18 protein-coding genes and 1 pseudogene are annotated in these 22,996 nt (G+C 59.7%); 12 read left to right on the top strand and 7 right to left on the bottom strand.

The genetic code is table 11. The annotated features are described in order from the left end of the window. Window positions 1–93 precede the first annotated feature (93 nt). Window positions 94–1,068 carry a porphobilinogen synthase gene (gene hemB, locus DSD31_RS20245; RefSeq protein WP_004858446.1) on the top strand — a complete coding sequence of 325 codons (975 nt, stop codon included), beginning with the start codon at window positions 94–96 and terminating at the stop codon, window positions 1,066–1,068. A gap of 183 nt (window positions 1,069–1,251) precedes the next feature. Further along, on the top strand, window positions 1,252–2,970 hold the full coding sequence (olsF, locus tag DSD31_RS20250; RefSeq protein ID WP_015585058.1) for a bifunctional ornithine lipid synthase OlsF: 1,719 nt from the start codon (window positions 1,252–1,254) through the stop codon (window positions 2,968–2,970). A gap of 103 nt (window positions 2,971–3,073) precedes the next feature. Here olsF and tauD read toward each other — a convergent pair whose 3' ends face one another. From tauD to tauA, 4 genes are read right to left on the bottom strand one after another with little or no spacing between them, the layout of a single operon-like run. Further along, a complete protein-coding gene (tauD, locus tag DSD31_RS20255) occupies window positions 3,074–3,925 on the bottom strand; it encodes a taurine dioxygenase (protein ID WP_064357461.1) in 852 nt (283 codons plus the stop codon). Continuing rightward, complete coding sequence (gene tauC, locus DSD31_RS20260; RefSeq protein WP_004858438.1) at window positions 3,922–4,749, bottom strand: taurine ABC transporter permease TauC; 828 nt, start codon at window positions 4,747–4,749, stop codon at window positions 3,922–3,924. The genes tauD and tauC overlap by 4 nt, the downstream gene beginning before the upstream one ends. After that, complete coding sequence (gene tauB, locus DSD31_RS20265; protein WP_004858436.1) at window positions 4,746–5,513, bottom strand: taurine ABC transporter ATP-binding subunit; 768 nt, start codon at window positions 5,511–5,513, stop codon at window positions 4,746–4,748. Before tauB ends, tauC begins: the two co-directional genes overlap by 4 nt. An 11-nt stretch (window positions 5,514–5,524) precedes the next feature. Beyond that, window positions 5,525–6,487 carry a taurine ABC transporter substrate-binding protein gene (gene tauA, locus DSD31_RS20270; protein ID WP_004858433.1) on the bottom strand — a complete coding sequence of 321 codons (963 nt, stop codon included), beginning with the start codon at window positions 6,485–6,487 and terminating at the stop codon, window positions 5,525–5,527. A gap of 475 nt (window positions 6,488–6,962) precedes the next feature. Between tauA and DSD31_RS20275 the strand changes: the two genes are divergently transcribed. The 6 genes from DSD31_RS20275 to fbpC all read left to right on the top strand — a co-directional run bounded on the left by DSD31_RS20275 (window position 6,963) and on the right by fbpC (window position 14,762). Beyond that, window positions 6,963–7,592: a response regulator transcription factor gene (locus DSD31_RS20275; RefSeq protein ID WP_015585060.1), complete on the top strand. Its 630-nt coding sequence runs from the start codon at window positions 6,963–6,965 to the stop codon at window positions 7,590–7,592. Continuing rightward, complete coding sequence (locus tag DSD31_RS20280) at window positions 7,592–9,133, top strand: MASE1 domain-containing sensor histidine kinase (protein WP_004858426.1); 1,542 nt, start codon at window positions 7,592–7,594, stop codon at window positions 9,131–9,133. Before DSD31_RS20275 ends, DSD31_RS20280 begins: the two co-directional genes overlap by 1 nt. 84 nt (window positions 9,134–9,217) lie before the next feature. Then, the gene (uhpC, locus tag DSD31_RS20285; RefSeq protein ID WP_113991275.1) at window positions 9,218–10,519 is read left to right on the top strand and encodes an MFS transporter family glucose-6-phosphate receptor UhpC; all 1,302 of its coding nucleotides are present in this window, start codon (window positions 9,218–9,220) and stop codon (window positions 10,517–10,519) included. Next, complete coding sequence (locus tag DSD31_RS20290) at window positions 10,519–11,550, top strand: ABC transporter substrate-binding protein (protein ID WP_004858421.1); 1,032 nt, start codon at window positions 10,519–10,521, stop codon at window positions 11,548–11,550. Before uhpC ends, DSD31_RS20290 begins: the two co-directional genes overlap by 1 nt. Before the next feature lie 75 nt (window positions 11,551–11,625). Then, entirely contained in the window at window positions 11,626–13,704 is a 2,079-nt protein-coding gene (locus DSD31_RS20295) for an ABC transporter permease (protein ID WP_048022710.1), read from the top strand. Between the two features lie 11 nt (window positions 13,705–13,715). Continuing rightward, entirely contained in the window at window positions 13,716–14,762 is a 1,047-nt protein-coding gene (gene fbpC, locus DSD31_RS20300; protein ID WP_004858415.1) for a ferric ABC transporter ATP-binding protein, read from the top strand. A 789-nt stretch (window positions 14,763–15,551) separates the two neighbouring features. Here the strand turns inward: fbpC and mmuM are convergent. Next, window positions 15,552–16,484 carry a homocysteine S-methyltransferase gene (mmuM, locus tag DSD31_RS20305; protein ID WP_004858411.1) on the bottom strand — a complete coding sequence of 311 codons (933 nt, stop codon included), beginning with the start codon at window positions 16,482–16,484 and terminating at the stop codon, window positions 15,552–15,554. Then, on the bottom strand, window positions 16,471–17,877 hold the full coding sequence (gene mmuP / locus DSD31_RS20310; protein WP_004858407.1) for an S-methylmethionine permease: 1,407 nt from the start codon (window positions 17,875–17,877) through the stop codon (window positions 16,471–16,473). Before mmuP ends, mmuM begins: the two co-directional genes overlap by 14 nt. Before the next feature lie 223 nt (window positions 17,878–18,100). On the opposite strand from mmuP, the pseudogene eat reads away from it, so the two are divergent. The 3 genes and pseudogenes from eat to eutC all read left to right on the top strand — a co-directional run bounded on the left by eat (window position 18,101) and on the right by eutC (window position 21,653). Then, a pseudogene (gene eat, locus DSD31_RS20315) lies at window positions 18,101–19,479 on the top strand (ethanolamine permease). A gap of 9 nt (window positions 19,480–19,488) precedes the next feature. Continuing rightward, the gene (locus tag DSD31_RS20320) at window positions 19,489–20,877 is read left to right on the top strand and encodes an ethanolamine ammonia-lyase subunit EutB (protein WP_015585064.1); all 1,389 of its coding nucleotides are present in this window, start codon (window positions 19,489–19,491) and stop codon (window positions 20,875–20,877) included. Next, complete coding sequence (gene eutC / locus DSD31_RS20325; RefSeq protein WP_113991276.1) at window positions 20,874–21,653, top strand: ethanolamine ammonia-lyase subunit EutC; 780 nt, start codon at window positions 20,874–20,876, stop codon at window positions 21,651–21,653. Before DSD31_RS20320 ends, eutC begins: the two co-directional genes overlap by 4 nt. 106 nt (window positions 21,654–21,759) lie before the next feature. Here eutC and DSD31_RS26355 read toward each other — a convergent pair whose 3' ends face one another. Next, complete coding sequence (locus DSD31_RS26355; protein WP_015585065.1) at window positions 21,760–21,936, bottom strand: hypothetical protein; 177 nt, start codon at window positions 21,934–21,936, stop codon at window positions 21,760–21,762. Between the two features lie 250 nt (window positions 21,937–22,186). On the opposite strand from DSD31_RS26355, the gene DSD31_RS20335 reads away from it, so the two are divergent. Beyond that, on the top strand, window positions 22,187–22,996 hold the full coding sequence (locus DSD31_RS20335; protein WP_004858392.1) for an ABC transporter substrate-binding protein: 810 nt from the start codon (window positions 22,187–22,189) through the stop codon (window positions 22,994–22,996).

Genomic DNA, 22,996 nt, shown 5'->3' on the forward strand with positions numbered 1-22,996 from the left:
AGGGTAACGTGGGCTTAATGCTTCCTTTGGCGAAACATCTCACCGGAATTTCGGTTAGACTTGTTGTTTTCATTTCACAAAATCAGGCAAACCATGACAGATTTAATCACTCGCCCCCGCCGTTTGCGTCAATCCGCTGCGCTGCGCGCCATGTTTGAAGAGACAACACTGAGTTTGAATGACCTGGTGTTGCCGATCTTTGTTGAAGAAGAAATCGACGATTACAAAGCCATCGAAGCCATGCCTGGCGTGATGCGTATTCCGGAAAAATACCTGGCGCGGGAAATCGAGCGTATCGCCAACGCAGGTATCCGCTCGGTGATGACCTTCGGTATTTCGCACCATACCGACGCGACCGGCAGCGATGCCTGGAATGAGAACGGCCTGGTGGCGCGTATGTCACGCATCAGTAAGGACGCAGTACCGGAGATGATTGTTATGTCCGATACCTGCTTCTGTGAATACACTTCACACGGCCACTGCGGCGTATTGTGCGACCACGGCGTCGACAACGACGCTACCCTGGTGAACCTTGGCAAACAGGCGGTGGTTGCCGCTGCGGCAGGCGCCGATTTTATCGCGCCCTCCGCGGCAATGGATGGTCAGGTGCAGGCGATTCGCCAGGCGCTGGACGCCGCCGGTTTTACCCGTACGGCCATCATGTCCTACTCCACCAAGTTTGCCTCTTCATTCTATGGCCCGTTCCGCGAAGCGGCCGGTACCGCGCTGAAAGGCGATCGTAAAACCTACCAGATGAGCCCGATGAACCGCCGTGAAGCTATTCGCGAATCCCTGCTGGATGAAGCCCAGGGCGCAGATTGCCTGATGGTCAAACCGGCCGGCGCCTATCTTGATATTCTGCGCGATATCCGCGAACGCAGCGATCTGCCCCTCGGCGCCTATCAGGTGAGCGGCGAATACGCGATGATCAAATTTGCCGCTCAGGCCGGCGCTATCGACGAAGAAAAAGTGGTGCTGGAAAGCCTCGGTGCCATTAAGCGCGCCGGTGCCGATCTGATCTTCAGCTACTTCGCCCTCGATCTGGCTGAAAAGAAAATCCTGCGTTAATTTCCCGTCATTCCCCCGGTAGCCCTACGCTTACCGGGGCTACGGCCTGCTCCGGTAGCCCCGTTCAGGCGCCAGCCGCAACCCGGGGGAATGAACTCGCGCCAGTCCCAAATCTTCACTCAACTGTAATCTGAGCGACATCTGCACCTTCTACTGTCTGGGCAGGACGGAGGAGGAAGCGCTATGTTTAGTCTCGACAATGTACTCGACGACCTGTGGCCTCAGGCGAGGCCTGCCCCCTGGCAAAAAAAACTACTCAGAAAATTACTCCATGAGGAAGAGTTTCAACAATTTGCCGCTCGCCATCGCCACCTGAAAGGGCTTGATACGGTCGAACAGGTGCTCGAACATCTCAATATCCGCTGCGCCATCCCGGCACACGATCTGGAACAAATCCCTGAACACGGTCCGCTGGTGATCGTCGCTAACCACCCCACCGGCACGCTTGACGGCCTGGCGTTACTCTATGCCGTTTCCCGCGTGCGCCGCGATGTCAAAGTCGTGACTAACCGCCTGTTAACCCATCTTGAACCGCTGAGCTCGCTGTTTATTCCCGTTGACAATATCAACGGCCGTACCGCCAAAACTGCGCTGCAACAGATGGATAACCAGCTGCAGAACGGCGGCGTGCTGATCTTTTTCCCTGCGGGAGAAGTCTCACGCCCGACGCGCCGGGGGATCCGCGATAAAAAATGGCACTCTGGCTTTATCAAACTGGCGACCAGGTACCGCGCCCCGCTGCTGCCGGTATGGATCCGGGCGCACAACAGCGCGCTGTTTTACGCCAGCACTCTGCTCTCCGACAATCTGCCGCTGCTGCTACTCATGCAGCAAATGTTCCGCCGGCGTAACAGCAGCCTGCCGATCGCTATCGGTCAACAGATTGCCTGGTCCTCGTGGTACAGCGCGCAAACGCCTCCGCGCGAACTGGCGGATCGCTTCTATCGCCACGTTGAGCGGCTGGGCAAAGGGATGCCGGGGGTATTTAAAACAGAAAGCGCCATTGCCCGTCCCGAGGATCGCGCCCTGCTTAAGCGCGAGCTCAGCCAGGCGGAGTGCCTCGGGCGCACGGCAGATGGCAAAATCATCTATCTGTGGCAGCGCGACGGTAAGGAAGATGCGCCGCTGCTGCGCGAGCTGGGCCGCCTGCGCGAGATTGCCTTTCGCGCGGTGGGCGAAGGCAGCGGCAAACGCCGCGACGTTGACAGCTATGATGACGATTACCTGCACCTGATTCTGTGGGACGAAGAGGACCTGGAAATCGTCGGCGCCTATCGCTTTATGCCTACCGCCATGCAGCTGGAAAAACGCGGCCTGGAAGGGATCTATAGCTACAGCCTGTTTCACTACGACGCGCGGATGGAGGATATCCTCACCCACGGGATTGAACTGGGTCGGAGCTTTATTCAGCCGCGCTACTGGGGGCGTCGCGGGCTGGATTATCTGTGGTGCGGCATCGGGGCCTGGCTGGCGCGCTACCCGCACTATCGCTATCTGTTCGGCCCGGTCTCCATTTCCGGCGGCCTGCCGCCCGCGGCTCGCGATCTGCTGGTGGCATTCTACCGTCTGTGGTTCCCGGCGACGCATCCGCTGGCGGAATCCCGTCGCCCTTATCCTGCCTCCCTACCGGATGTGCTGGCGCAGTTTGGCGGGGAAGATTACAACGACGACCTGGCGCGGTTGAAATCCCTGCTCGGCAACCTCGGCTGCGCGATCCCGCCGCTGTATAAGCAGTATTCGGAAGTCTGCGAGCCTGGCGGCGTGCAGTTTATCGATTTCGGCAGCGACCCGGATTTCAACAACTGCGTGGATGGTCTGGTGCTGGTAGATTTGACCTATCTGAAGGCCAACCGCTATCAGCGCTATATTGGGGTGCATTTAGACGGGCAAAAATCGGCATAAAGACCTCTTCCCGGAGGCGCGCTATCAGCACTAAATCGGCGCGCATTTATCGCGCGTTATCTCCCGGCCTGCGGCGCGTTGCGCCTTAGCCGGGTGACAGAAATTACCCCGCCCGGTAATAGGGCTTATCCCCGAGAATCGTCGCCCGGTGCATAATGCGCCGCTGCGGCAGGTAATCGGCGTTGGCGTAGTGCTGGGTGACGCGGTTATCCCAAATCGCCACGTCGTTCGGCTGCCAGCGCCAGCGTACCTGAAACTCCGGCTTTGTGACGTGGGCGAACAGGAAGCTGAGCAGCGCCTCGCTCTCTTTTTCCGTCACGTCGACAATGCGGGTGGTGAACCCCTCATTGACAAACAGCGCCTGTTTGCCGGTCACCGGGTGGGTGCGCACCACCGGGTGCAGCAGCGGCGGGTTTTTCGCAACCGCCTCCAGCCAGCGCCGATGCTCCTCTTCGGTTTTGCGGTATTTATACTCCTGGAACGATTTACGAAAATCATGCTCCGCCCGCAGGCCGCTTAGCAGCTGGCGCACAGGCTCAGAGAGCGCCTCATACGCCGCAACGCCGCTGGTCCACAGAGTATCGCCGCCGGTTGAAGGCAGCTCTTTTGCCGCCAGGATCGCCCCGGCGGGCGGCGTCGCAATAAAGGTGACATCGGTGTGCCAGTTATCGTTATCCGGCGGATTATCGTCGTGGGTATCGAGAACGATAATCTCATCAACGCCCGGCGCATGGGGATAAACCGGATGAATATGCAGGTCGCCAAAGCGCAGGGCGAGATCCCGCTGCTGCTCGGGCGTAATGTTCTGCTCGCGAAGGAACACGACCTGATGGCGCAATACCGCGTGATACAGCTGCTCAAACTGGTTGTCGCTCAGCGGGCGGGTAATGTCGACGCCGGAAACCTGCGCGCCAATATATGGCCCCAGCGGGGTAATGCTTAAACGTTCGCTCATTGTACTTCTCCATGCCAGGGCGTCAGGCGACGCTGCAACGCGCGCAGCCCCAGTTCCAGTAAAAAGGCGATGATCGCAATCACCGCGATCCCGGCCAGCACCACATCGGTGGCGAGAAACTCACCGGCGGACTGCACCATAAAACCTAATCCGCGGGTGGCGGCAATCAGTTCGGCGGCCACCAGCGTTGACCAGCCCACCCCGAGCCCGATACGCAGGCCGGTGAGAATTTCCGGTAATGCGCCGGGCAAAATCACCAGCCACAGCACCTGCGCCCGGCTGGCGCCTAAAGATTGCGCGGCGCGAATCCGTACCTGCTGGGCGCTTTTCACCCCCGCCAGCGTCGACATCACCACTGGCGCAAAAATCGCGAGATAAATCAGTAATATTTTTGGCGTTTCGCCAATGCCGAACCAAATGATCACCAGCGGCAGCCAGGCCAGCGGCGGCACCGGTCGATACAGTTCGATCAGCGGATCGAGAATCCCGCGGATCGTCGGGCTCAGGCCCATGGCGATCCCGACCGGCACGCCAAGGATCGTCGCCGCAACCAGGGCGACCGCGATCCGTGTCAGGCTCGCCGCCAGATGTTGCCAGAGCGTGGCATCCATAAAGCCCTGCGGGCCGGCAATGACGATCAGTTTCTGTAATACCTGCTGCGGCGGCGGAAGAAACAGCGGGCTAATCAGCTGCAGGGCGGTCACGCCCCACCAGATCGCCAGCAGCACCGCCAGCGTGGCGAAACTCAGCGTCAGCTGGCGGGAGAGCGGCCAGCGCCACTTCAGCGTCCGCGGCTGGGGTTTGTCATTAATCACCACGCTCATGAGAAGGCCTCCCGTTGTTCAAATACCCGGCTCAGGACATATTCACGCTGTGCGATAAACTGCGGGTCAGATTTAATGCTGCGGCAGGATTCGCCGGCGATAAAGCGGCGACCAAAATTCAGCGGCAGCCGCTCCAGCACCCGGCCCGGCCCCGGCGACAGCAGCACCAGTTCGGTGGCCATAAATACAGCCTCTTCAATGTCATGCGTAATCAGCAGTACCTGTTTGCCGGTCTCGTGCCACAGGCTAAGCAGCAGGGTTTGCATCTGCTCGCGGGTGAAGGCATCCAGCGCACCAAACGGCTCATCCAGCAACAGCAGCTGCGGGTTTGCCGCCAGCGCTCTGGCAATGCCGACCCGCTGGCGCTGGCCGCCGGAGAGCTGCCAGATAAAGCGCTTTTCCGCTCCTTCGAGGCCCACTTTCTTCAGCATCCGCACCGCGGTTTCCCGGCGAGCAGCTTTGTCCACGCCCGCCAGCTGGAGTCCCAGCGCGACGTTATCCTGTACGTTGCGCCAGGGCAGCAACCCTTCATGCTGAAACACCACGCCGCGCTCGGCGCCCGGCCCTTCTACCCGCTGGCCTTCGAGGGTGATGCTGCCGTGCTGATAAGGCACGAATCCGGCAATCAGGTTCAGCAGCGTGGTTTTACCGCAGCCGGAGGGTCCGAGGACCACCAGCAATTCGCCGCTGTCCAGCGTCAGGTTGATATCCGCCAGCGCCGGTTTACCGCCGTAGTCGGCGGAAAGATGCGAGATTTGCAGCATCGTGGCCTCCTTTACTTCACAAAACGGTCGGTGACGTACTGGCTGTAGTCGGTGCCGGCCGTCGGGACTTTGCCCTGCTCTTTGAGGAACTTCGCGGTGTCGACGATCGCTTGATTCACCGGACCATTCAGCTCCTGGGCCTGCTGCGCGGCGGTGAGATAGGTATTGCCTTTTACCAGCCCCGGCACATCGGCATCCGGCACGCCGCTCAGGCGCGACAGCTTGCTGATATTATCCGGCTGCTTCAGCCACGCATCCGGATTGGCAATGTACGGTTGCTGGGCATCGATCGCGCTTTTCGCAAAAGCTTTCACAATCTCAGGGTGTTTCTCGGCAAAATCTTTGCGTACCACCCAGACATCCAGCGTCGGCGCGCCCCACTCTCCCACCTGGGATGAGTCGGTCAGCACTTTGCCCTCTTTTTCCAGTTCGTTCACCGCCGGGGCCCAGACATAGGCGCCGTCAATGTCTCCGCGCTGCCAGGCGGCAATAATCGCCGGCGGCTGCAGGTTGATAATCTGCACCTGACCCGGCTTAATGCCCCAGTGTTTGAGCGCCGACAGCAGGCTGTAATGGGTTGTGGAGATAAACGGTACCGCAATGCGTTTACCGATCAGGTCTTGCGGTTTGCTGATGCTCTTTTTCACCACCAGCGCTTCAGAGTTTCCGAGCTTTGACGCCAGCAGGAACACTTCAATCGGCACCTGTTGCGTGGCGGCGACCGCCAGCGGGCTGGAACCGAGGTTGCCGATTTGCACATCGCCGGATGCCAGCGCCCGCACGATGCTCGAGCCACTATCGAATTTGCGCCAGTCAACGGTTGCGCCGCTCGCTTTGGCAAAGGTGTTATCCGCCTGGGCGACTTTCGCCGGCTCAGCGGAAGTCTGATACGCGACGGTGACGTTGACCGCCTGCGCCTGGAATGCGGCCAGTGCCAGTGCGGCAATGAGTGTAATACGCGATGATAGTGCCATAGTGTCTGCTTCCCATAGTTGTTATGGGTGCAGTATTTCCGCCGCGATGCATTTGATGAAGTAATTAAAAATTCTTGCTAAGAACAAAGTGTTTTTAGAAAAAAAGCGGCAATGCTTATACACAAAACCATTCAAGATGCGTCGAGGCGGCAAGGGAACGACAAATCCGTCGGGAACGAATTTGTACAGCCGCAGGCTGCCCCCGAAGAGAAGCTGGGATGACTCTCATACAATCCCTGGAGCATAGATAACGATGTGACCGGGGTTTCTGACAAATCTGCGGGAGCGGATTTGAACGCTGCTCGCAGCGGCCTCGTAAGGGGCGGGCCGAGTAATCTACAGCCCACAAAGCGGCAGCTTGAAGGATGACGTGTATTAAGATTTCGTTACATTCGTTACATATCCGCACCCCGGAGATTGCCAGCGCAGCGGCGGCAGGCATCATACAACCATGATTCGCTATGAGAGTATGAATATGATTCGTGTTGTGCTGGTCGATGACCATGTGGTGGTGCGCTCCGGTTTTGCGCAGCTACTCAGTCTCGAAGAGGATCTCGACATCGTTGGCCAGTTCAGCAGCGCGGCGGAAGCCTGGCCGGCGTTATTACGCGACGACGTCAACGTGGCGGTCATGGATATCGCCATGCCGGATGAAAACGGTCTGAGTCTGCTCAAGCGCCTGCGCGCGCAAAAACCGCAGTTTCGCGCCATTATTCTCAGCATTTATGACACCCCGACTTTTGTACAGAGCGCACTCGATGCGGGCGCCAGCGGCTATCTGACCAAGCGTTGCGGCCCGGAAGAGTTAGTGCAGGCGGTCCGTTCTGTCGGCATGGGCGGACACTACCTGTGCGCCGATGCGCTGCGGGCGCTGCGCGGCGGTGAACAACCGGCGAGGGTGCTGGAGGGACTCACCCCGCGTGAACGTGAAGTGTTTGATTTACTGGTCAAAGGCGATAGCGTAAAAGAAATTGCCTTCAAGCTCGATCTCAGCCACAAAACGGTGCATGTCCATCGCGCCAACGTGCTGGGCAAATTGCACTGCCAAAGCACCATCGAACTGGTGCACTTCGCGCTCGACCACCAGCTGCTGGCAGGGCATTAATGTCGCGCAGCCTTCGCCACGGGGTCATTTCGCTGTTCATTGTGCTGGCCTGGGGAACCGGCTGGCTGATGCTGTGGACGCTCGGGTTTTATCTGACCCATAACGGCCAGCAGGCGGCGCTGTTCCTGCCGCACGGCGTCTATCTGGCGCTGCTGATCCTGCTTTCGCGTCGCTACTGGCCCGCGCTAGTGATCCCCCCTCTGCTGATGCTGCTCTGGCTGCGCAGCGAACAGCTGCTGAACGGTTATATTCTGCTGGCCGCGCCGTTGATTAGCCTGCTCCCTGCCGCTCTCGCTCAACAGTTCTGGCATCGTTTTCCTCTCTACTGGCAGCGGCTGACGCTGCTGCTGGCCACGGTGACCGCCAGCGCATTACTCAACACCGCCCTGCTCTCGTCGTTTGTCAAAAGCCCGGCGATGATGCTCGGCCTGGCCTCGTTTACCGGCGGCGTGCTGCTGACGCCGTTTGTCTATCTGATTTTTGAATTCCTGCGCCAGCAACACCGCTACCACCTGCTGGGGCTGGATACCAACAACCCGCCGTTGCGCACTTCGTTAATCATCTGGTGCAGTCTGTTCTTTATCATCGGCATCGGCACCCAGATGGTGCTGTCGCCGGAAATCGAGCGCCTGCTGTTAATTGTGGTGTTTTTGCCAAACGTGGTGATGGCGTGGAAGTTCGGCTGGCAGGGCGGCGTCCTCTCTGGCCTGCTGGGCAGCATGATGATCACTATCGCCCGCCAGGTTGGCGTCGGATTCAGTAATCTGGTGGAGCTGGAAATTTTTCTGGCGACTCAGGCGCTGCTCGGCATCGGGCTGGGCATTGCCATCAGCCGTCAGCAGCATCTGGCGCAAAACCTGCACCACTACCGCCAGCGGCTGGAAACGGAGCTGGCGGCGCGACGGGCGCTGACCGAAAAGCTGATCCACACCGAAGAGGACACCCGCAAAAACCTGGCGCGCGAACTGCATGACGAAATAGGCCAGAACATCACCGCCATTCAGATCCAGTCGCAGCTGGTAAAACGGGCGCGCGATCCGGCGCAGAGCCAGGCCGCCGCCAGCCAGATTAACGAGCTCGCCCGGCGTATTCACCACTCCACCCGCCAGCTGCTGCGCCAGTTGCGTCCCCCGGCGCTCGACGAACTGTCGTTTAAAGAGGCGCTGCACCATCTGCTCAATGAGTTTGCCTTTGCCGAGCGCGGTATCCGCTGCCATTTTGACTACCAGCTTACCGCCACCCCGGAGAGCGAAACGGTGCGTTTCACCCTCTATCGGTTGCTGCAGGAGTTGCTCAATAACGTCTGTAAACACGCCGACGCCAGCGAGGTCGCCATTGCCCTGTTTCAGCAGGGGACGCGGCTGCGCCTCGAAGTGAAGGATAACGGCGTCGGTATCAGCCCAGACAAAATTGCCGGATTCGGTATCCAGGGCATGCGCGAGCGGGTCAGCGCCCTGGGCGGCGAGCTGACGCTGGAATCGCAGCGCGGGACGCGGGTAATTGTTAACCTGCCCACAACTTTGCAACAAACAGCCTGCTAACCAGGAAAAAGTCTTAGCCACTGCGGACTTTCTCTCATCCCCTTTCGAATTCACTTTCTTATAGTCAGCAAAACGGAGACGGCTATGCACGCACGCTCAGCAACCGACATCAATCAACATTACCGGACGCTGCGTCCACAGCTGCTGATGTACATGGTGATCGGCTATGCCGCGTTTTACCTGACGCGTAAAAGCGTCAACTACGTACTGCCGGCGCTGCAAACGGATCTGGGGCTGGATAAAGGCGATATCGGCCTGCTGGGGTCGCTGTTTTATCTGGCCTACGGCGTGTCGAAGTTTACCGCCGGGCTGTGGCACGACAGCCACGGGCAGCGCTGGTTTATGGGCGTTGGCCTGTTCGCTACCGGCCTGCTGAACGTGGTGTTCGCCTTTGGCGAGTCGATGATGCTGCTGCTGGCGGTCTGGTCGCTGAACGGATTTTTCCAGGGCTGGGGATGGCCCCCCTGCGCCCGCCTGCTGACCCACTGGTATTCGCGCAACGAACGCGGTTTCTGGTGGGGGTGCTGGAATATGTCGATCAATATCGGTGGGGCGATTATCCCCCTGATTAGCGCCTTTGCCGCCCACTGGTGGGGCTGGCAGGCGGCGATGCTGACACCGGGGATTATCAGCATGGCATTGGGGATCGGGTTAACGCTGCAGCTGAAAGGGACGCCTCAGGAAGAGGGACTGCCGTCAGTGGGCGCCTGGCGCCAGGATCCGCTGGAACTGCGGCAGGAGCAGCAAAGCCCGCCGATGGGGCTATGGCAGATGTTGCGGACCACGATGCTGAAGAACTCCATGATCTGGCTGCTGGGCGTCTCTTACGTGCTGGTCTACCTGATCCGCATTGCGCTCAACGACTGGGGCAACATCTGGCTGACGGAGAGCCACGGCGTCAATTTGCTCAGCGCCAATGCCACGGTCATGTTGTTTGAAGCGGGCGGGCTGCTTGGCGCACTGTTCGCCGGTTGGGGCTCGGATCTGCTGTTCAGCGGCCAGCGGGCGCCGATGATTTTGCTTTTCACGCTGGGGCTGATGGTCTCCGTCGCCGCCCTCTGGCTGGCCCCGGTGCATCACTACGCGCTGCTGGCGGTCTGTTTCTTTACGGTGGGCTTTTTCGTCTTTGGCCCGCAAATGTTGATTGGCCTCGCGGCGGTGGAGTGCGGACACAAAGCGGCGGCGGGTTCGATTACGGGTTTTCTCGGCCTGTTCGCCTATCTGGGGGCAGCGCTGGCGGGCTGGCCTCTGTCGCTGGTCATTGAACGCTACGGCTGGCCGGGCATGTTCAGTTTGCTCTCGGTCGCCGCGGTACTGATGGGTTTATTGCTGATGCCGCTGCTGATGGCGAGCATTACTACCTCTGCTGCTCAAAGGATAAAATAATGAAAAAAACGCTGGTCACTACCCTGATTGCTTCCGGCATTGCGCTGGCGACGCTAAGCGGCGCGGCGCACGCCAAAGGTCGACTGGTGGTCTACTGCAGCGCCACCAACGAAATGTGTGAAGCCGAAACTAAAGCCTTCGGCGACAAATATGATGTGAAAACCTCGTTTATCCGCAACGGTTCCGGTAGCACGCTGGCGAAGGTCGATGCCGAGAAGAAAAACCCGCAGGCCGATGTCTGGTACGGCGGCACCCTCGATCCGCAGTCCCAGGCCGGTGAAATGGGTCTGCTGCAACCCTATCAGTCGCCGAATCTTACGCAGGTGATGGAGCAGTTCCGCGATCCGGCGAAGCTGAAAGGCAACTACTCTTCGGCGGTGTACGTCGGCATCCTCGGCTTCGGCGTGAATACCCAGCGCCTGAAAGAGAAAAATCTGCCGGTGCCAAAATGCTGGAAGGATCTGACCAAAGCGGAATACAAAGGCGAAATCCAGATCGCCGACCCGCAAAGCTCCGGCACCGCCTATACCGCGCTGGCGACCTTCGCCCAGCTGTGGGGAGAAGATCAGGCCTTTGATTACCTGAAACAGCTCAACGCCAACGTCTCTCAGTACACCAAATCCGGTATCGCCCCGGCGCGTAACGCCGCCCGTGGTGAAACGGCCATCGGCATCGGCTTCCTGCACGACTACTCGCTGGAAAAAGAACAGGGCGCACCGCTGGAGCTGATCTCTCCCTGCGAAGGCACCGGCTATGAAATTGGCGGCGTCAGTATTCTGAAGGGCGCGCGCAACCTCGACAACGCCAGGCTGTTTGTCGACTGGGTGTTGTCGAAAGATGCCCAGGAGCTGGCGTGGAAAAAAGGCAAGTCTTATCAGATCCTGACCAACACCACCGCCGAAACCTCGCCGAACTCGCTGAAGCTCGACGACCTGAAACTTATCAACTACGACATGGATAAATACGGCTCAACCGACGTGCGTAAAGCGCTGATCAATAAATGGGTCAGCGAAGTGAAGATGGGTAAATAAGCCCACTCTTGCGGTTAATGCCGGGCGGCGGCTTCGCCCTGCCCGGCCAATACCTTCCTCAACACCGGAACCGCTATGTCACACACACTTGCACTCCATCCCGTGAAAAAACGGGATGCGATATTCCTTTGGGTTTTGTTTGGCTGGCTGGCGTTCGCCCTGCTGCCAAGCTGGAGCCTGGATTACGGTCTGCTGGAGTCCACGCGCGATGAAATCGTCGCGGCCTACGGCTGGTCACAGTTCAATATCAGCTGGCTGTGGTATCTGTTGCCGAGCCTGCTGCTGATTCGTCCATGGCAGGAAGCGGCGCGGGAGCAGCGCGGCCGCCACTACCTCGACGCGGGCTGGGCGCTGTTATGTATGGCGTTTATCGTCATCAGCGCCACCGTTGAAGGTCGTGGGTTAGGCTACGCCACCATCGTGCTGTTTGTCGCGCTGGGCGCTATCATGACACTGGCGCTCACCCGCCTTGAATGGCTGGGCGGCGACCGCTTTGTGATTGGTTCGCTGGTCACCATCGTCGCGTTAATTGGCGTCTTTATCGTCTGGCCGAGCATCGCCATTTTTATCCCGATGTTCACCAACGACACCGGCGAGTTCGCGCCGCTGGCGTTTATGGCCGTGCTGTCGCAGGCGCATATTGTCCAGGTGATCCTCAACTCCATCGCCCTGTCGATTGCGGTAGGCATCGGCTGTACCTTCTTCGGGCTGGTACTGGCGATTTACACCACCCGCATCGCCAGACGCAGCGCCGTTATTGGCCGCATCTTCTCGATTCTGCCCATCGTCACCCCGCCGTTCGTCGTCGGCCTCGGCGTAACCCTGATGATGGGCCGTTCCGGCTATGTCACCGAGTTTATGGTGGAGTGGTTCGGCTTAACCAACACCAACTGGCTGTACGGGTTTACCGGTATCTGGTTAGCGCAGGTGCTGGCCTTCACCCCAATGGCGTTTATGATCCTCGACGGCGCGATTAAGACTATCCATCCGTCGCTGGAGGAGGCGTCGTACACCCTGCGCGCCAGCCGCTGGCAGACCTTTAACGGCGTCTTCGTCCCGCTGCTGAAACCGGCGCTGGCGAATGCGTTTTTGATCGTCATCGTCCAGTCGCTGGCCGACTTCAGCAACCCGCTGGTGCTCGGCGGCAACTTCGACGTGCTGGCAACGCAGATCTACTTCTACATCACCGGTTCACAGCTCGATTATCAGGCGGCTAGCACGCTGGGCGCGTTCCTGCTGCTGTTCTCCCTGCTGGTGTTCTGTATTCAGTATATGTGGATCGGCAAGCGCTCCTACGTCACGGTCTCCGGTAAGTCCTATCGCGGCGACGTGCAGCCGCTGCCGGTGACCCTGGTGTGGAGCGTGATCGCCATTCTGGCGGTGTGGGTAGCCTTCAACGCCCTGCTCTACGGCAGCATTTTCTACGGCAGCTTCACCGTCAACTGGGGCGTGGACTACACCCTGACGCTGGATAATTTTATCAAGTTGTTCGGTCAGGGCATGAGCGACGGGGCGTGGCCTTCGCTACTCGACACCCTGCTCTACGCCGGGATCGCCGCGCCGATCACCGCCGCCTTCGGCCTGTTGATCGCCTGGGTCGTGGTGCGCCAGCAGTTTAAGGGCAAAAAGACCATCGAGTTCACCACCATGCTGTGCTTCGCGGTACCGGGCACCGTGGCGGGCGTCTCCTATATTCTCGCCTTTAACAGCGCGCCGGTGTACCTCACCGGAACGGCGGCGATTGTGATTATCTCAATGGTGATGCGTAACGTGCCGGTGGGCATTCGGGCGGGCATTGCCGGCTTAGGCCAGATCGATAAATCGCTGGATGAAGCCTCGCTCAGCCTACGCGCCGGAAGCCTGCGCACCATTACGCACATTCTGCTGCCGCTGCTGCGCCCGGCTATTTTGTCGGCGCTGATCTACAGCTTTGTGCGCGCCATTACTACCGTCAGCGCCATTGTGTTCCTCGTGACGCCGGATACCCGCGTGGCGACGGCCTACATTCTGAACCGCGTGGAAGACGGCGAATACGGCGTGGCGATCGCCTACGGTTCGATTCTGATCGTGGTGATGCTGGCGATTATTTTCATCTTTGACTGGCTGATCGGGGAAGCGCGTATCTCCCGTTCAAAAGCCAAAAACCAGGCGTAATGGAGCGCACTATGAGTCAGAAAAATTTTGTTGAGCTGCGCAACGTCACCAAGCGATTCGGCAGCAACATGGTTATCGACACTATCAATCTCACCATTCCGCAGGGGCAAATGGTGACGCTGCTCGGCCCTTCCGGCTGCGGTAAGACGACTATTCTGCGCCTGGTGGCCGGGCTGGAAAAACCGAGCGAAGGACAGATTTTCATTGATGGTGAGGACGTTACCCATCGCTCGATTCAGCAACGCGACATCTGCATGGTGTTTCAGTCTTATGCCCTGTTCCCGCACATGTCGCTGGGGGATAACGTCGGCTACGGTCTGAAGATGCTTGGCGTGTCGCGCAGCGACGTGAAAGCGCGGGTGAAAGAGGCGCTGGCGATGGTGGATCTGGAAGGATTCGAAGACCGCTATGTCGATCAGATCTCCGGCGGTCAGCAGCAGCGCGTGGCGCTGGCGCGCGCCCTGATCCTCAAGCCGAAGGTGCTGCTATTTGATGAGCCGTTGAGTAACCTCGACGCCAACCTCAGGCGCAGCATGCGCGATAAGATCCGCGAACTGCAAAAACAGTTTGATATCACCTCGCTGTACGTAACCCACGATCAGAGCGAAGCCTTTGCGGTTTCCGATACCGTGCTGGTGATGAATAAAGGTCATATCATGCAGATCGGCTCGCCGCAGGATCTTTACCGCCAGCCCGCGTCGCGCTTTATGGCGAGCTTTATGGGCGACGCCAACCTGTTCCCGGCCGCCTTCAGCGAGGATTTTGTCGATATTTATGGCTATCGGCTGCCGAGACCGCTGCATTTTGCCGCCCAGGGCGAAGGCAGCGTCGGCGTACGTCCGGAGGCGATTACCCTGAGCGATCGCGGCGAGGAGAGCCAGCGCTGCACCATCCGCCACGTGGCCTATATGGGACCGCAGTATGAGGTGACGGTGGAGTGGCACGGGCAGGAAATTTTGCTGCAGGTGAACGCGACGCGGCTGCAGCCGGATGTCGGCGAGCAGTATTACCTCGAAATCCACCCGTACGGGATGTTTGTGCTGGCCGATGCGGCGTAACGGATGCCGGGTGGCGGCTTACGGTTCGGATACCTTGCCGGTCGGGTAAGCGCAGCGCCGCCTGCGCATGGGGTCCTGCAACCGGATGACCCCAGAATCCACCCGGACCGGATGTTTGTGCTGGCCGATGCGGCGTAACGGATGCCGGGTGGCGGCTTACGCCTTACCCGGCCTACGGTTCGGATACCTTGCCGGTCGGGTAAGCGCAGCGCCGCCTGCGCATGGGGTTCTGCAACCGGATGACCTCGGAATCCACCCGGACCGGATGTTTGTGCTGGCCGATGCGGCGTGACGGATGCCGGGTGGCGACTTACGCCTTACCCGGCCTACGGTTCGGATACCTTGCCGGTCGGGTAAGCGCAGCGCTGCCTGCGCATGGGGTCCTGCAACCGGATGACCCCGGAATCCACCCGTACGGGATGTTTGTGCTGGCCGATGCGGCGTAACGGATGCCGGGTGGCGGCTTACGCCTTACCCGGCCTACGGTTCGGATACCTTGCCGGTCGGGTAAGCGCAGCGCCGCCTGCGCATGGGAGTTCGGATACCGGATGACCCCGGAATCCACCCGGACCGGATGTTTGTGCTGGCCGATGCGGCGTGACGGATGCCGGGTGGCGGCTTACGCCTTACCCGGCCTACGGTTCGGATACCTTGCCGGTCGGGTAAGCAAAGCGCCACCTGCGCATGGGAGTTCGGATACCTTGTAGACCGGGTAAGCGCAGCGCCATCTGCGCATGGGAGTTCGGATACCTTGTAGGCCGGGTAAGCGCAGCGCCACCCGGCGCCCACTCAGCGCTGCGCGTTCAGCTCAGCAATATCCTTCGGCGTCGTCCGGCAGCAGCCGCCAATCAGTTTCGCCCCTGCGGCCAGCCATCGAGGTAAATATCCCGCCAGCGTTTCACACGCTTCGCCGTGGTGATGCCAGGTTTTGCTCACCGGGTCATAATGCTCGCCGGAGTTGGGGTAGACCACCAGCGGCAGCGCCGTCAGGCTATGCAGATGCTCCAGCGCCGCGGTGGTCTCTTCCAGCGCAATACAGTTAATGCCCAGCGCCACAATCTGCGGGTAGTTTGCCAGTATGGAAATCACTTCCCGCAGCGGCGTCCCGTCGCTGAGATGCTGCGCATCGCGCAGGGTAAACGAGAACCACGCCCGCGCACGAGGATAGGTACTCAACAGCTCAGCCAGCGCCTTAATCTCGGCAAAGCCGGGCATGGTTTCACAGGCCAGCAGATCGGCCCCGGCGTCGAGCAGCGCTTCCACCCGCGGACGGTGGAACGCCTGAAACTCTTCGTGGCTACGGACATAATCGCCACGATACTCCGAACCGTCCGCCAGGAACGCGCCGTACGGCCCGACTGAACCGGCAACCAGCAGCGTGCCCGCCTGCGGGTTCTCCGCCAGATACGCTTCCCGTGCCTTGCGCGCCAGTTCAACGCTTTTACCGATCAGCGCCTTCGACTGCGCTTCATCCAGCCCGCGGGCGGCAAACCCCGCCGGAGTAGCCTGATAGCTGGCGGTAATCGCCACCTGCGCACCGGCGCGAAAGTAATCCAGATGGACTTCGCGGATAAGTTCCGGGTTGTCGACCAGCACTTTCGCCGACCACAGGCTGTCGGCAAGATTGCAGCCGCGCGCTTCCAGCTCCGTCGCCATCGCGCCGTCCAGCAAAATAAAGGGCTGTGCGTCCAGGATGGCGGTTAACGGATTATTCTGCGACATGTTGAGGCTCCTGGGTCAATGCCCGTGAACGAGTCAGGTAGTACGCACCATAACACAGGGCGACGAACGGAATCCCGCACCACAGCGCAATTCTCTGGCTGGGGTCAAAGGCGAGACCAATGCAGGCCACCAGACACAAAATAAAGCCCAGCACCGGCACCAGCGGGTACCACGGGGCGCGATAGTGCAGTTCGCTCAGCGCTTTCCCCTGCTGGAGGTGGCGGCGGCGGAACATAAAGTGCGATGCGCAGATGCTTAGCCAGACCGCCACCACCGCAAAGCCGGAGATAGCCGACAGCGCAACAAAGACCGTATCCGGCGCCACCACGCTGGAAAACAGCGCCAGTACGCCGCCCAGCATACTGACCGACAGGGCGATCAGCGGCACGCCGTTCTTGTTGACTTTGGCAAAACAGGCCGGCAGCGTCTTTTCATTCGCCAGCGACCACAGCATCCGCCCGGAAGCATACAGCCCGGAGTTGGCCGCCGAGAGAATGGCCGTGAGGATCACAAAGTTAAAAATGTCCGCCGCATAGGGGATACCCACCTTCTCGAACACCAGCACAAACGGGCTTTTTTCCACCCCCGCCTGCTGCATCGGGATCAGCGCCGCCAGCACAAAAACGGTGCCGATAAAAAAGATAATCAGCCGCGCGATGGTCGTGCGGATAGCGACCGGGATGACCTGATGCGGGTTTTGCGTCTCGCCGGCGGCAATCCCGATAAGCTCAGTACCGGAGAAGGCGAAATTCACTGCCACCATGGTCATCAGAATCGGCAATCCACCGTGGGGGAACCAGCCTTCGGCGGTGATGTTGTGCAGACCCGGCGCCGGTGAACCATCCTGCATAGGAATAAAGCCAAAAATGGCGGCGCCGCCAAGAATAATAAAGGCAATGATGGTGACGACTTTCACCAGCGAAAACCAGAATTCACCTTCGGCGAAGAAGCGTGTGGAGATGACGTTAAGGCCAAAGATCAGCGCGCAAAACAGGACGCACCAGATCCACACCGGCACCTGCGGAAACCAGTACTGCATGCAAAACCCGGCGGCGGTGAAACTTGAGCCCAGCGCCACCGTCCAGGTCAGCCAGTAGAGCCACGCCACGGTATAACCGGTCGCCGGACCGAGATAGCGTGCGGCATAGACGTGAAAAGCGCCGGTTTCCGGCATCGCCACCGACAGCTCGCCCAGACACTGCATCACCAGCCAGACCACCAGCGCGCCGATCAGATAGGCCAGCAGCGTACCCGCCGCGCCGGTCGTGGAGATGATATACCCGGTATTAAAGAATAACCCTGTGCCAATGACGCCACCCAGCGACAGCATAATCAGATGACGCGTCTTCATGGTGCGCTTTAACTGCCCACCTTCTTGTTGTGTTGTTTGCATATTACCTTCTAAACGTATGGACATCTAAACATCCAAAGAGGGTCTGTTATACCCTGACGATGGCTAAAATGCAAAGCGTGCTGCACCATCCCGTCGCGCGATTGCCCCGTCTTTTGCCCCATTTTTGTTCATCTTGTGCCGCCGGGTGAAGCGCAGACGCCAGCCCTGTTCTGGCATCCTCTTTGCAGCGTCCTGCTCATCTTCATCTGGCGAGGCAGCGAATATGACAGGGCACACCACGACATTAAAAAGAACGCTCGGCAGTTTCCGTTTATGGGGGATCGCCGTCGGGCTGGTCATCTCAGGCGAATATTTTGGCTGGAGCTACGGCTGGTCGCAGGCCGGGACCTTGGGCTTTATGATTGTGGCGCTGGCGATTGCCGCCATGTACTGCGCCTTTATCTTTAGCTTTACCGAGCTGACCACCGCCATTCCGCACGCGGGCGGCCCCTTCGCTTACGCCTACCGCGCATTCGGCCCGACCGGCGGTTTTATTGCCGGTTTCGCCACCCTGATTGAGTTTGTCTTTGCCCCGCCGGCGATTGCCATGGCGATCGGCGCCTATCTTAACGTCCAGTTCCCGGCGCTGGACCCTAAATGGGTCGCCTGCGGCGCCTACGTGGTCTTTATGACCCTCAATATTCTCGGCGTCGGTATTGCCGCCACCTTTGAGCTGATCGTCACCCTGCTGGCGATTTTCGAACTGCTGGTGTTTATGGGCGTGGTGGCGCCGGGCTTCTCATGGAGCCACTTTACCGCCAACGGCTGGGCAGGCGCAGAGAGTTTCAGCGGCCTGGCGCTGCCGGGAATGTTTGCCGCGATTCCCTTTGCTATCTGGTTCTTTCTGGCCATTGAAGGCGCATCGATGGCGGCCGAAGAGGCAAAAGATCCGCAGCGTACCATCCCACGCGCGCTGGGGGCGGGATCCTGACCCTCACCGTGCTGGCCCTTGGCGTGATGGTGTTTGCCGGCGGCGTTGGCGACTGGCGCACCCTGGCCAACATCAACGACCCGCTGCCGCAGGCGATGAAAATGGTGGTCGGCACCAGCAGCGGCTGGCTGCATATGCTGGTGTGGCTGGGTCTGTTCGGTCTGGTGGCTTCGTTTCACGGCATCATCATGGGCTATTCCCGGCAGATCTACTCGCTGGCGCGGGCGGGCTATCTCCCTGCCGGTCTTGCCACTCTCAACCGTCGAACCCGCACGCCGCATCTGGCAATCCTCGCCGGCGGCGTGGTTGGCGTGGCCGCGATTTTCTCCGACTCGCTGATTACCATCAGCGGGATGCCTCTGACCGCCTGTATCGTCACCATGTCGGTATTTGGCGCTATTGTTATGTATATCACCTCGATGGCGGCGCTGTTTAAGCTGCGCCGCAGCGAGCCAAATTTGATTCGTCCGTTCCGCGCGCCGCTCTACCCGTGGGCACCGGCGTTCGCCCTGGCGATGGCGGTACTCTGTCTGGTGGCGATGGTCTGGTATAACCCGCTGCTGGCGCTGATTTTCGCGGCGATGATGCTGGGAGGCTATCTGTGGTTTCGCAAAACCGCGTCCTCCCGCGAGCGTGCGCCGGCGGATCCACAGCTGCGCATTGTCTCCTGAGGAGGCGGCATGTATAAAACAACGCTATCGGGCCAGGTCTGGCGCTTTGATAGTCTGAAGACGTTAATGGCGAAGGCCTCTCCGGCGCGCTCCGGCGATGCGCTGGCGGGCGTGATCGCCGAAAGCGCCGAAGAGCGAATGGCGGCAAAAATCGCGCTGGCGGAGGTCCCGCTGACCGAGATTCTGGCCAATCCCCCGATCCCATATGAACAGGATGAGGTCACCCGGCTGATTATCGACACCCACGATAGCGGTGGATTCGCCGCTATTCGCCACCTGACGGTCGGGGATTTTCGCGACTGGTTGCTGGATGACGCGACCGATACCGCCACCCTGCAACGGGTCGCGCGGGCGATAACGCCGGAAATGGCGGCGGCAGTCAGCAAACTGATGCGCAATCAGGATCTGATCCTCGCCGCCAGCAAGTGCCAGGTCATTACCCGTTTTCGCAATACGATCGGGCTGCCGGGTCATCTTAGCGTCCGCCTGCAGCCCAATCACCCGACGGATGACATGAAGGGCATCGCCGCCAGCATGCTTGACGGCCTGCTGTACGGCGCGGGCGATGCGGTGATCGGCATTAACCCGGCAAGCGACAGCCTGCCGGTGCTGGCGCAGCTCAACCAGATGCTCGACGATATTATTCAGCGCTTCGCCATCCCCACTCAGTCCTGCATTCTGACCCACGTCACCAACACCCTGCAGCTGATTGAGCGCGGCGCGCCGGTCGATCTGGTGTTCCAGTCGGTGGCGGGAACCGAGGCGGCCAACAGCGGTTTTGGTATTAATCTGGCCTTACTGCAGGAGGCGCGTGAGGCGGCGCTAAGCCTGAATCGCGGCACCCTCGGCAACAACGTGATGTATTTCGAAACCGGCCAGGGAAGCGCCCTCTCCGCCAATGCGCATCACGGCGTCGATCAGCAGACCTGCGAAGCGCGCGCCTATGCCGTTGCCCGCCATTTTGATCCGCTGCTGGTCAATACGGTGGTCGGTTTTATCGGCCCGGAATATCTCTACGACGGTAAGCAGATCATCCGCGCCGGTCTGGAGGATCACTTCTGCGGCAAGCTGATGGGGCTGCCGATCGGCTGCGACGTCTGCTATACCAACCACGCCGAAGCGGATCAGGATGATATGGATACTCTGCTGACCCTGCTGTGTACCGCCGGGCTGACGTTCTTAATCGGTGTGCCGGGCGCGGACGATATTATGCTCAACTATCAGAGCACCTCCTTTCACGATGCGCTGTACGCTCGTCGCTTACTCGGCCTGAAACACGCCCCGGAGTTTGCCGCCTGGCTGACGAAAATGCGCATTATCGACCCGGATGGCACCCTGCGTCTGACCGATGCCCGCCATCCGCTGCTGTCCGTCCTGCCGCAAGGAGAACCGGTATGAATCCCCCCGACGCCTGGAACCCGCTGCGTGAATTTACCGATGCGCGCATTGCGCTGGGGCGCAGCGGCGCCAGCCTGCCCACGCGCGAAGTGCTCAATTTTGGTCTGGCTCATGCCAGAGCCCGGGACGCTATTCACCGGCCGTTTGACAGCGAACAGCTGGCACCGGGGCTGGCGGAAATGGGGCTCTCCTCGCTCACGGTACGCAGCGCCGCCGGCGATCGGCATATTTACCTTAACCGTCCGGATCTCGGGCGCCGACTGGATGAGGCCAGCCGCGCCGATCTCGCCGCCAGCGGCGTGCGCCCGGCGGATCTGCTGCTGGTAATTGGCGACGGGCTCTCCTCGTATGCCGTGCATCGTCAGGCTCTGCCGCTGATCCGCGCGCTGCTGCCCTATCTACACACGCTGGGCATAAGCCTTGCGCCGATCGTGCTTGCTCATCAGTCCCGGGTGGCGCTGGGGGATGATATTGGCGAAACGCTGAAGGCCAGGGCGGTGGCGATATTAATCGGCGAGCGGCCGGGGCTCTCTTCACCGGATAGCCTTGGCGTCTATCTCACCTGGCAACCGCATCGTCAACGGCTGGAGTCGGAGCGTAACTGTATTTCGAATATTCGCCCGGAGGGGCTGAGCTATGATGCCGCCGCCTTTAAGCTGGCGTGGCTGCTGGAGCAGGCTTTTTTACGTCGTTTGACCGGCGTGCGTCTTAAGGATGAGAGCGATAACCCGGCGCTGCATGGCAAGGTAAGGCCGCTGGGGATGGCACAGATTTAAAGCCGCTGGAGGCTGCGGCATGGCATCCCGCTCGCCGCAACCTCCAGCAGCCTCGCGCTACACAAAGCACACCTCGTTCCAGTAGGCTTCACGCGTCCAGCGTCGCTCAGTATGTCTTATCATGACGGAACCACCGTGTTTCAACATTGCCGATATCCACGCCGTAAAGGCTGGCGACCGGCAATATTGCCTCCATCATTCGTTGGGTATCCTGCTGCCCGGCTTCACCGTTAGATAAAAAAGCCAGCCAGCGCGTTAATCGTTGCCATAGAGCTACTTTCATTTTTCCTCCGTCGGGAAGCGATTTGCCTGACCGTATTTCAACCACAGATGACCCGAGCCTGGAAATATCAATTCCGGGTTTTCAATCCCGGAAGACGCATATCGTCCCGCCGGTCACGTCGGCAAATACCCATGCGCTCTCTAAGTTCTTTTTTGCTATAGATAAGAACTTTTTCTTCTTTGCCGGAGACGGTCGGTTTGTGGGAGCGTGATAAGCACAAAACAAAAACAGGGATTCAGGGGAAATAATCATGCGCATTGCAAAAACGAAAATCGCGCTGGCGCTGGGTGTTCTGGCGCTGACCGCACAGGTTCAGGCAGACCAGCTGGCGGATATTAAAGCCGCCGGCGTGGTGAAAGTCGCCACCTTCGACGCCAACCCGCCGTTTGGCTCGGTCGACCCCAAAACTCACCAGCTGGTGGGCTATGACGTCGATTTCGCCCAGGCGTTGGCAAAATCGCTTGGGGTAAAACTGGAGCTGGTCGCCACCAACCCAGCCAACCGGATCCCGCTGCTGCAATCCGGGAAGGCCGACCTGATCGTCGCCGACATTACCATCACGCCGGAACGTGCGCAGGTCATTGATTTTTCGACCCCGTATTTTGTTACCGGCCAGCAGTTCCTCGTGCCGGTCAAATCTGCCGATCGGCTCGACAGCTATAGCAAAGCACGGATCGGCGCGGTTAAAGGCACCACCGGCGAACAGGCGCTGCATCAGCGTTTCCCGCAGTCTCGCGTGCTCTCCTATGACGATATTCCGCTGGCGCTGACCGCCCTGCGTAACGGCAACGTCCAGGCCATCACCCAGGACAGCACCATTCTCGCTGGCCTGCTGGCAGAGGCGCCGGACAAAGCTAACTTTAAAATCATCCCCGATTTGCTGAGCAAAGAGGAGATCGGCGTTGGCGTCAAGAAAGGCGAACCGGCGCTGCTGAAAGCGGTCAACGACGAGCTGGTCAATCTGGAAAAATCGGGCCAGGCCGCCAAAATCTATGATGTCTGGTTTGGCCCTGCCACCAAAACTCCACAGCCGCGTGCGTTTACCATAGAAGCTAAATAA

This window comes from Klebsiella sp. X13 (assembly GCF_003323835.1).
Lineage (GTDB): Bacteria > Pseudomonadota > Gammaproteobacteria > Enterobacterales > Enterobacteriaceae > Klebsiella > Klebsiella ornithinolytica.

Bases quoted from the DNA above. Each gene is read 5' to 3' on its own strand.
- hemB (WP_004858446.1), top strand. From the start codon at position 94: ATGACAGATTTAATCACTCGCCCCCGCCGTTTGCGTCAATCCGCTGCG.
- olsF (WP_015585058.1), top strand. From the start codon at position 1,252: ATGTTTAGTCTCGACAATGTACTCGACGACCTGTGGCCTCAGGCGAGG.
- tauD (WP_064357461.1), bottom strand. From the start codon at position 3,925: ATGAGCGAACGTTTAAGCATTACCCCGCTGGGGCCATATATTGGCGCG.
- tauC (WP_004858438.1), bottom strand. From the start codon at position 4,749: ATGAGCGTGGTGATTAATGACAAACCCCAGCCGCGGACGCTGAAGTGG.
- tauB (WP_004858436.1), bottom strand. From the start codon at position 5,513: ATGCTGCAAATCTCGCATCTTTCCGCCGACTACGGCGGTAAACCGGCG.
- tauA (WP_004858433.1), bottom strand. From the start codon at position 6,487: ATGGCACTATCATCGCGTATTACACTCATTGCCGCACTGGCACTGGCC.
- DSD31_RS20275 (WP_015585060.1), top strand. From the start codon at position 6,963: ATGATTCGTGTTGTGCTGGTCGATGACCATGTGGTGGTGCGCTCCGGT.
- DSD31_RS20280 (WP_004858426.1), top strand. From the start codon at position 7,592: ATGTCGCGCAGCCTTCGCCACGGGGTCATTTCGCTGTTCATTGTGCTG.
- uhpC (WP_113991275.1), top strand. From the start codon at position 9,218: ATGCACGCACGCTCAGCAACCGACATCAATCAACATTACCGGACGCTG.
- DSD31_RS20290 (WP_004858421.1), top strand. From the start codon at position 10,519: ATGAAAAAAACGCTGGTCACTACCCTGATTGCTTCCGGCATTGCGCTG.
- DSD31_RS20295 (WP_048022710.1), top strand. From the start codon at position 11,626: ATGTCACACACACTTGCACTCCATCCCGTGAAAAAACGGGATGCGATA.
- fbpC (WP_004858415.1), top strand. From the start codon at position 13,716: ATGAGTCAGAAAAATTTTGTTGAGCTGCGCAACGTCACCAAGCGATTC.
- mmuM (WP_004858411.1), bottom strand. From the start codon at position 16,484: ATGTCGCAGAATAATCCGTTAACCGCCATCCTGGACGCACAGCCCTTT.
- mmuP (WP_004858407.1), bottom strand. From the start codon at position 17,877: ATGCAAACAACACAACAAGAAGGTGGGCAGTTAAAGCGCACCATGAAG.
- DSD31_RS20320 (WP_015585064.1), top strand. From the start codon at position 19,489: ATGTATAAAACAACGCTATCGGGCCAGGTCTGGCGCTTTGATAGTCTG.
- eutC (WP_113991276.1), top strand. From the start codon at position 20,874: ATGAATCCCCCCGACGCCTGGAACCCGCTGCGTGAATTTACCGATGCG.
- DSD31_RS26355 (WP_015585065.1), bottom strand. From the start codon at position 21,936: ATGAAAGTAGCTCTATGGCAACGATTAACGCGCTGGCTGGCTTTTTTA.
- DSD31_RS20335 (WP_004858392.1), top strand. From the start codon at position 22,187: ATGCGCATTGCAAAAACGAAAATCGCGCTGGCGCTGGGTGTTCTGGCG.